This window comes from Bacillus sp. T33-2 (assembly GCF_002860205.1).
GTDB lineage: Bacteria > Bacillota > Bacilli > Bacillales > Cytobacillaceae > T33-2.
The window spans coordinates 61,713-70,805 of the sequence record NZ_PGVB01000048.1 but is presented as its reverse complement, the minus strand read 5'-3'; the positions used below and the strand labels follow the sequence as shown (position 1 = coordinate 70,805).

Genomic DNA, 9,093 nt, shown 5'->3' with positions numbered 1-9,093 from the left:
TCCCAATTATACAAAAAAGACTGTCGACAAAAACGATTTTCATCGAATTTGTCGACAGTCTGAAACCTCCGTTCATTGTTGAACGGAGGTTTTAAAACTGATATTATCCGAGTAACTGAAGAACACCTTGTGGTTGTTGGTTAGCTTGAGCAAGCATTGCTTGAGCAGCTTGTGTAAGGATATTGTTCTTAGTCATGTTCATCATTTCTTTCGCCATATCTACGTCACGGATACGAGATTCTGCAGCTTGCAGGTTCTCAGAAGTGGTACCCAGGTTGTTGATTGTGTGCTCTAAACGGTTTTGAACAGAACCGAAGTTAGAACGAGCTTCAGATACTTCATTGATAGCATCTTGAATCTGAATTAAGTTTGCACTTGCTACTGCGTTGGAGCCAGTTAAAGCAGTTAGATCGTTAATTCCAAGACCTGAAGCAGTCGCATCTTTTAGACTTAAGGAGATTGTTTCTCCGCCATTAGCACCTACTTGGAAAGTCAGTACTGCTGAATCACTCTTTAATAATTCTTTAGTGTTAAACTTAGTCTGGGTAGCGATGCTGTCGATTTGGTTGGTCAATTGTGTAATTTCAGCCTGAATTTTATCAGCATCAGACTTTGTAATAGTTTCGTTAGCAGCTTGTGTTGTCAATTCAGCCATACGCTGTAGCATTGAGTGAGTTTCGTTCAATGCACCTTCAGCTGTTTGGATCAAAGAGATTGCATCTTGAGAGTTCTTGGTTGCTTGATCCAAACCACGAATTTGGTTGCGCATTTTTTCAGAGATTGCAAGACCGGCAGCATCGTCAGCTCCACGGTTGATACGGTATCCAGAAGATAATTTCTCCATGGATTTAGCAGAGTTGCTATTGTTGAAAGTTAGTTGACGATGAGTGTTCATCGCTGAGATGTTGTGATTAATTCTCATTTGTTTTTTCCTCCTTGAGTATGAAAGATCCACATCCATGTGGTTAATTGACATAGAATTTAGCCGGCCGACTGTTTACTATGTAACTAGTTAATATATCGACACCAATCCGCAGGTATTTAATGTTTTTAAGATTTTTTTATAAAAAATTTTCAATATCGAAATGATTGTTAAGCGCTAATGTATTTTCTTTCTCTGTTTTAATGACTATTTCTTTTCGAAGAATGTCCACTTCTCTCGGTGCCGTGATTCCAATCTTGATTTGATCGCCATCTATCTCCAATATTGTTAACTCAATATTTTCTCCAATTACTATGCTTTCATTTTTTCTTCTAGAGAGGACCAGCATCCCTATCCCTCCTGTCCTAATTGTTGTTGTTTCAACGGATGCTTGGTATGATATTGCTCGGAATCCAATATTATTTGTTTTCCCTGTCTTGTCTTATTATTAATCACAATAGGTGCCTGAAGATTCAGGGTCGATGTTTCGATTGACTGCTCTACAGTAACGATTGAAAAAATGTTCACGTCATTTCTGTCTTCAATCTTAAACTGGGAGAGAAAAGAAGCCGGAAGATTAAATTCATAATCTTTATAAAAGGAAAACGAATCAGCTATGACAAAGCCCAAATACTCTGTTTGGATAGATTGAAGAATGCTGAATGGCGAATTTTCATCCAATGGAATGATTATATAGCTCTGATCGTCGGGAAAACCTGGGATTCCATTTGGAAACGTGATAACATGGTCTTTTTGTAATTCAAGTTCTCCGTGGTAACGTGTTTTCACTTTCACTTAATCTCACTCCTTTATTTTATTTTGTGAAGTCTATCTGTAACGATGGTTTTTGTCTCATATATACATCTGTTGTGCCAGGTGTATATTCGTGAATCGGCACGTTCATTTTGACCTCTAATACAGGTTCATGGTTCTCCGAATCAATAGTCACCTTGGCAGGAGTATAATTGATCTTGACACTGAATTGCGATGGTGTATTGCCCGTATTAAATGTAGTTTCATCAATTAATGCCCGCTTTGCCTGGGCAACGATTGGATCGCCGGCATTTTCTATCTTCATAAGTTCAATGCCCTCACGTACTGTTTTTTGGATATAGTTGCTTACCCCTTGTACACCTAACATTGCGTTGTCCTGAGTTCTTCTCCGATAAGATTTTAAATCAAGATTCTCATGCGCCAAAGTCTGGTCTATTGTTAACCTGGAAGGTTGGCGATGAATGTGGAGCTCGGCAGGTTGTTGTTGGATTAACATGTCAGCAGGCCTTTGTTTAATAACCTGGTCTGACTGTTGAATGTTTAAACCTATTAACCCTGATTTTGGTTCAATATTTATTTTAGGTATGCGCACTTTTCCTCCCCCTTATAAAGAAAAGCTATCTATTATATAGATAGCTTTATGCATTATCTTAGGAAATCCACAAGAGTAGGCTGCATGATTCGGGAACCAACACTTAGAGCAGCTCTATGAACACTTTCTTGAGTTTGAAGCTGTAAAATTACTTCTTCTACGTTGATATCCTCATTTTCAGAGACCATTTTATTCGCAATAATCTCCTGAGAATCCAGACGCGTTTGAATCAACTCTACTCTGTTCATTGTTGCGCCAATACTAGATCTAGTGGAGTTAATATTTTCTAGGTGTCTCTGGAAATTCGTGATGAATTGACCTAGATCTGGATCATTGCCATTCTTCAAATCTGTTTGAAGCGCTTCTATATCGCCCAGCACGCCTTTATCGGTTGCGCTTGCAGGATCATACTTAAAGATATTGGAACCAAGGTAGTTCGCATTCAGCTTGATGCCTGCCGAAACTTCGATACTGATTGAATCGTTATTATAAGCCGTATTAATCACTGTTCCATTATAATTCACGGGCTGGTTATATATATCTGAACCGTTAAAAATGTATTTGCCTGATAGTTTTGTATTCGCGACTGAAATTAGTTGCTGTTTGATTTCTTCAATTTCATCTTCAATTTTCTGCCTGTCTTCATCAGTAACTGAACCAGTATTAGCTTGAATGATCAGTTCGCTCACGCGATGAATCGAAGATCCCGCTTTCTCCAGAGCATCCTCTGTGTTCTCAAGCCACACATTGACCTCAGCAATATTTTTCTGATATTGCTCGACATCATTCACACTGCTCCTGTATGAAATCCCTTTAAAGACAACAACCGGATCATCCGACGGTCTTGAGATTTTTTTCTGGGAGCTCAGCTGTTCCTGATATTTACCTAATCGTTGATAGCTGTTGCTTAAATTGCGCAGCGTATTGTTAGATAGCATTGATTGCGTTACGCGCATCTATATCTCCTACCTTCCGACTGTTCCCATGCCATTGATAATTTTATCGAGCATTTCGTCGATTACAGTAATATTCCTTGCTGAAGCATTATAAGCATGCTGAAATTTAATTATGTTTGTCATTTCTTCATCCAATGAAACTCCGGATACAGATTGGCGCTGATATTCGGCAGATTGCAGCAATGTTTCAGTATTGCTTGAAAGCACATTGGCTTCTCTCGCTTGCACGCCCAACGACGTAATGACGCCGCCATAAAAAGATTTAATATTGCCGCTCATTTTTAAATCATTTTGAATATAATCTTTCAGATTAATATTGGTACCTGAACCAGATGGGTCAGGTATTAATGCAACAAAGTTGCTAAAATCTTTACGCATCACTTCAGAAAGATCATAGGCGTTTCCGCCGTTACCCACTTGTGTTCCATTTGTGGCTGCCGCAATCTGATTTGGATCAGTTATTGCAACTGACATATTCTTGGCTGCATCCTTGTAGTCGGACAGATCAGCAAAAAAGTTACCACCATTGTTTCCGTTAAGGTCATCACCGTTACTGTGGATTTGGTTAAATTCTTTTACAAGTGCAAAAGCAAGCTTATCAAGCTGATCAATCATTTGCGGATAGTCGCCAACTTTAACTCCATTTGCGTCAATATAACCATTTGCTTCGATATCTGCTTTTAATGAACCAGAAGCAAAATCTGCCGCGTTGACAGGAATATTATTCCCAACTGTGAGTGATTCAAGATAACTGCTGTTCATTTTGTAAGTCACCAGATTTGGATCACCTTGAGTTGTAGTGTTGTCTACAAGCGTTCCTAAACTTACACCTGCATCATTGATTATTTCAATTTTGTAAATGCCTTCGGCAATCGGCTTAGACAGACCACCGTTGGGCTGCTTTGTTACTTTTATATTTACTAATTTTGATAAGTCATCAATTAAACGGTCCCGCTTATCATACAAATCATTTGGCAGATCGCCGTGTGGTTCTACTTTGGCAATATCCCTGTTTATTCCATTGATTTGATCGGCAATTGAATTTATCTCGGAAACAGAGACATCAATGCTCAGTGCTAAATCTTTGCGGATAGACTCAAGGGAATTCGAAAGGTAATTGAACGTATCTGACATTGAATTGGCTTGTGCCAATACGCTTTCTCTCGCACCGCTTTCATTTGGATATGTACCGAGGGTTTGCAGAGAGTTCCAGAATGAGTCCATTGCAGAAGATAAACCTTCCTTTGTTGGTTCATTCATGATATTTTCCATACTCGCAAGGGCATCCGATTTCGTTCCGAAGTAGCCCAATTGGCTATTTTGGCCGCGGTAGCGCAAATCAAGAAAATCATCACGGATCCTTTGAATCGAGCCCGCTTCTACTCCCGTACCCATTTGGCCTGGAAGCATTGGTTTATTAAATCCTGCAGCCGGAAACGGATAAGTCTCGTTAAAATTGATCCTTTGTCTGGAATATCCTGGTGTATTGACATTTGAAATATTATGCCCGGTTGTATGTAAAGCGCTTTGCTGGGTGAACATCCCGCGCCGTGCCGTTTCTAACCCCATAAAGGTTGAACGCATTTTCGTTCCTCCTGATTGATGTTTTAAGCTTTCGAACTAAAAAGGCCCTGTGTGCTTGCCGCTGGTGTTTGTTTGCCTTTCGGTGGTCCGTAATTGTAGCTCTCCTGCCGGGGCATGATGAGGCCTCTTGAAAAATTGATAAATTGCATCGATTGGTGGATCAACTGTTGATTCAGAGTGTTTTGTTCCCGGATGTCGCAGACGACCTGGAGCAGTTCATCCCGCAGCTTTTGCAGTTCTTCTTTTTCATGTCCTGATAAAACCTCCAGGCATTCCAGAAACGAAGGGTTTTCCCTGTCAGGTAGAAGGGTGGATACCAACGCCAGACGTTCCTCTTCAAGCTCTCCAATCGCTGAAATATGAACCTGTTCGTCCTTTAGCAGCTGATTCAGTGCATCCATGTCACTCTTTTTGATTATTTCCGTCTTTCGGACAGAAAGATCAAGAAGGCTGCGGTGGAGTTTATGAAGTTTTTTCATAGTTGATATAAGCACTTCTTCGGACATCAGGTTGCCTCCCAATATCTTGGTTTATTGTTGCTTGTAAAAATTGATGATGCTTTTCGCTACTTCTTTTGGGTTCAATTTATAGGTGCCGTTTTCCACCTGCACCTTCAGCTCTTCCACCTTTTGATGGCGCTCGGTGGACACTTGGGACGACTGCTGCATTTCTTTTGCAGTTGCGGAAATTTCGACTTTGTCTGCCTGTTTTCCGGATGCTTTGCCGACATTATCAAGCTTGTTCATTTGGCGTTTATAAGGATTGATCCCTGATGAACCTATATTATTAATTTTCATGGTCATTTCCTCACTTTCGAGTCCGGCCTTGTCTTCTATCCCTATTATCGGTATAAAATATTTTTTTTTAATAAGATGGAAGAAATTATAACTTTTTACCCACATAATAAATAGGCTGTATGCAGTAAACATACAGCTTAACTCTTAATCCCGCGTATAATAAGTCGCCGCACGGTCACGTTTGGCAATTTCCCGTTTTAACTCCTCATTTTGTTCATGAGCTTTTAAATCCGCCGTTAACTCATTAATGCATTCTGGGCACAGCTTTTTATCCCTGATAATCCTGCCGCATTTTTCACAAGGATAACCGAAGTTTGGAAATTGGGTCAGTTTCAGGCGCCCTGTCCTGATAAATTTTAATATTAATTCTTCGGTAACGCCTGTAGCTTCAACCGCCTGCAGGATCGTAGCTGCACGGTTTTCACGTTTTCTCATATATTGGTAAACAGTTTCATAGGCAGTTTCTTCTTCTTTCCAGCACTTTGGGCACACGTCTCTAAACTTATTTTTGACGTGAATATCACCACAGGAAGAGCAATTTATGAGCTCCACTGTCCTTCCCCCTCATAATCTCTAATGTTTGCTTTTTTCATTATATCCTGTAGAAGATTGTTAGGAAAAGGAGAAATTAAAATAGGTACACATGAAATCCGTTTAATTAGTTTTTAAAAGCTTCCGATTTTCCATTCAGATAATTGAAATTGGAGTAACATTAAGTCATGCAATTACATAAGCATATGGGTAAAAAGAGGAGTGCTATCATGTATTACCAAAATCCCTATCCTCAATTTCCTGTATATAGACAATACCCTTCAGTAGACGTGTCAACTTTTGAGCATTCTGTAACTGCGTTTCAGCATACTGTTATCCAGGCAAGTACTATACTTAGAAAGTTTGCCGACCCCCAATTCGCGTCAAGGCTCATGACAGCTGCTCAAATGGGAAACCAACAGGAGGTTGACCGAATAATTAAATCTATAGGCATAAACACACCTGTTACCAGTAAATACACGCCAACCGGAGTTTTACTGACAATCCATGCTCAAGCTCAAGGTTCACAATGCTGTACATTAACGATGTACCTTAGATGGGGGAACTAGGTGTTTAATCATCCGTGATAAGGACGGTTTTTTATATCGCCCATCTTTTGTCTGCAATACAATAACGATTGGCGGCTAAATGCTTTGTCTTTGCTGGTAATAATACGATAACTCGCGCAACCGCTATTTCACATTTTACCTCGCTAGCGTTAATGACAAAATCTTCGTAGCACCTGCGTCTTTTAAAACCTTTGCCGCATGTCTTAGCGTTGAACCTGTTGTATAGATATCATCAATAAGCAGCACTATTTTACCTGCTACTGCAGCTGCATCTTTACCAATTTGAAAAACTTGCGGAAGGTGTATCCGTTCACTCCGGGATTTTTTCGACTGTTTTTCAGTGTGGAGTCTGGTGAGGAGATGTGCGGGCTGAATTCCTGCTTCGAGGATCAATGCTTCTGCCTGGTTAAAGCCCCTTTCGTATTGGCGCTCTGAACTTAGCGGGATAGGCACGAGGAAATCAATACTGAACTTGGATAAAACTTTTTTTATATCCCCTGAGAAACCTCTGGCCAAGATGTAATCTCCCCGGAACTTATACCTGGCAATGATTTCTTTTAAAAAATCGTTGTAAACATATAAGGAAATATTTTGGCTAAGGCAACCCGACCAGTCGGGGTCCTCCTCCCAGCGGCGACAGTCAAGACAAACCTCACCGTCCTGGTATGAAACATCAACCGTGTTAAAAGGGCGGCTGCAAATTTGGCATGTTTCACCTTCGATTTTAATCATTTTTCCACGGCATGCAGGACAGACCGATTCCTCTTCAACCTTCCAGAACAGGCTATGCCAAGTGGTTTCCGGTTCAAGCTCTGCATGGCAAAACAAGCAAAATTCTGATTCAAACAATCTCATCCATCTATCAATCCTTTCTGCCGCGCCTCATTGTTCATCGACTGGATTTGTTTCCTGGCCTTTAACATCGCTTCTGTTTTCCCGTAATGAAAAAACGTAACATTTCCGGAAGGGTAATCGGCTCTCCTTCCTACCCTGCCAGCAATTTGGACGAGCGCGCTTTCGGTGAAAATGCGATCCTCTGATCCAATTACCGCAACATCAACATTCGGGAAAGTGACACCCCGTTCCAGGATTGTAGTGGTGAGCATAATAAGAATCTGTTTGCCCCTCATCTTCATGATCTTTTCCCGTCTGGCGGGGTCTTCAGCATGGACAGATTCGATCGTGGGCTCCAGTTTTCTGAAAAACGGCAGCATCTTGTCCATCAAAACGATCTGCGGAACAAACACTAATGCCTGTTTTCCATCATCAAGCCGCTGTTTCACCCACCTGATCACATTTTCGGGGAGCTTGCCTTTTTTTAGGCATTTTTGCCAGTTTCCACACCATATGAATTCAGGAACTGGAAGGGAATGACGGTGAAAGCGGGCCGGAATGGTAATATAATTTCTTTTGCCTGCACGGCATTCCTTCTGCCACTTTTGGCTTGGGGTTGCGGTAAGGAAGATGAGTGAGGAATCAGGCTTCCTGGCTTGCCGGACAGCAAATTGGAGCGTTTCATCAATGGAGTACGGAAAGGCATCGACTTCATCGACAATAATGACATCGAATGCCCTGTAAAAGCGGAACAGCTGGTGAGTCGTAGAAATTGTCAGTGGGGCGGAGTCATAACGGTCTTCACTGCCGCCATGCAGAGAGGCTACTTTCACTTCGGGGAACACAGCTTTCAGTCGCGGAGTGAGTTCTAGTACCACGTCTGTCCGTGGAGTTGCGATACAGACTCGTTTCCTTTCGGAGAGCGCGTGGTTGATACCGGCAAACAACACCTCTGTTTTCCCTGCGCCGCAAACTGCCCAAACGAGCAATTCGCCTGAAGTCTCTATCGTGTCGACAGTGCGGTTTGATGCTGCCTGCTGGCCGTTGGAAAGAGTTCCCGACCAGCAAAGGGGTTCAGCCGGAAGCTGATATTCCGGTTCCGGTCCAGTCCAGATAATTAGGGGTGTACAGCCGCTCACCCGTCCCATCATCAGGCATTTCCAGCAGTATGTGCACTTCTCACCGCATCTGGAACAAGGAAAAGATCCAAACCAGCGGTCATCATCGTTCCCGCACCGGTTGCACAAAAAGCCGTTCCCAATCTGCCGTATTCCTTTGCGGTAATTTATATACCCATTTTCATAATGTTCATGGATTTCTTCAAGCGGAAAGGGGAGTTCATCAAGTAAAAGCTGTTTTCCGGAGAGGAACTGTTGGAGTTGGGTGTTGTAATGAAAAGATTGGTTTATCCGTGGGGATTCTGGCATTAAAGGAATTTGGCCAAGGGGGAAGGTCGACTCGGGCGAATCAAGGAGTAGTTCGGGGACAAGCTTATTATTTTGAATACAAAATCTCAAATGAAATCACCTCAATT

Annotated in this window: 11 protein-coding genes; all 11 read right to left on the bottom strand. The window is 41.7% G+C overall.

Annotated features, from left to right (window positions below):
- Positions 1 to 103: 103 nt before the first annotated feature.
- Entirely contained in the window at positions 104 to 922 is an 819-nt protein-coding gene (locus tag CVD19_RS22490) for a flagellin N-terminal helical domain-containing protein (RefSeq protein ID WP_101585420.1), read from the bottom strand.
- A gap of 139 nt (positions 923 to 1,061) precedes the next feature.
- The gene (csrA, locus tag CVD19_RS22485; RefSeq protein WP_101585419.1) at positions 1,062 to 1,271 is read right to left on the bottom strand and encodes a carbon storage regulator CsrA; all 210 of its coding nucleotides are present in this window, start codon (positions 1,269 to 1,271) and stop codon (positions 1,062 to 1,064) included.
- A 2-nt stretch (positions 1,272 to 1,273) separates the two neighbouring features.
- Positions 1,274 to 1,717: a flagellar assembly protein FliW gene (gene fliW / locus CVD19_RS22480; protein ID WP_101585418.1), complete on the bottom strand. Its 444-nt coding sequence runs from the start codon at positions 1,715 to 1,717 to the stop codon at positions 1,274 to 1,276.
- 19 nt (positions 1,718 to 1,736) lie between these two features.
- Entirely contained in the window at positions 1,737 to 2,288 is a 552-nt protein-coding gene (locus CVD19_RS22475; RefSeq protein ID WP_101585417.1) for a DUF6470 family protein, read from the bottom strand.
- Between the two features lie 53 nt (positions 2,289 to 2,341).
- The gene (gene flgL, locus CVD19_RS22470) at positions 2,342 to 3,244 is read right to left on the bottom strand and encodes a flagellar hook-associated protein FlgL (RefSeq protein ID WP_101585416.1); all 903 of its coding nucleotides are present in this window, start codon (positions 3,242 to 3,244) and stop codon (positions 2,342 to 2,344) included.
- A 9-nt stretch (positions 3,245 to 3,253) separates the two neighbouring features.
- The gene (gene flgK / locus CVD19_RS22465) at positions 3,254 to 4,828 is read right to left on the bottom strand and encodes a flagellar hook-associated protein FlgK (RefSeq protein ID WP_101585415.1); all 1,575 of its coding nucleotides are present in this window, start codon (positions 4,826 to 4,828) and stop codon (positions 3,254 to 3,256) included.
- Positions 4,829 to 4,851: 23 nt separating this feature from the next.
- Positions 4,852 to 5,334 (bottom strand): flagellar protein FlgN, encoded by a 483-nt coding sequence (locus tag CVD19_RS22460; RefSeq protein WP_101585414.1) that lies wholly within the window; start codon positions 5,332 to 5,334, stop codon positions 4,852 to 4,854.
- Between the two features lie 24 nt (positions 5,335 to 5,358).
- On the bottom strand, positions 5,359 to 5,625 hold the full coding sequence (flgM, locus tag CVD19_RS22455; RefSeq protein ID WP_101585423.1) for a flagellar biosynthesis anti-sigma factor FlgM: 267 nt from the start codon (positions 5,623 to 5,625) through the stop codon (positions 5,359 to 5,361).
- 144 nt (positions 5,626 to 5,769) lie between these two features.
- A complete protein-coding gene (locus tag CVD19_RS22450) occupies positions 5,770 to 6,177 on the bottom strand; it encodes a TIGR03826 family flagellar region protein (protein WP_101585413.1) in 408 nt (135 codons plus the stop codon).
- Positions 6,178 to 6,860: 683 nt separating this feature from the next.
- Positions 6,861 to 7,580 (bottom strand): ComF family protein, encoded by a 720-nt coding sequence (locus CVD19_RS22440; protein WP_101585411.1) that lies wholly within the window; start codon positions 7,578 to 7,580, stop codon positions 6,861 to 6,863.
- Entirely contained in the window at positions 7,577 to 9,076 is a 1,500-nt protein-coding gene (locus tag CVD19_RS22435; RefSeq protein WP_257985258.1) for a DEAD/DEAH box helicase, read from the bottom strand. Before CVD19_RS22435 ends, CVD19_RS22440 begins: the two co-directional genes overlap by 4 nt.
- Between the last annotated feature and the right edge of the window lie 17 nt (positions 9,077 to 9,093).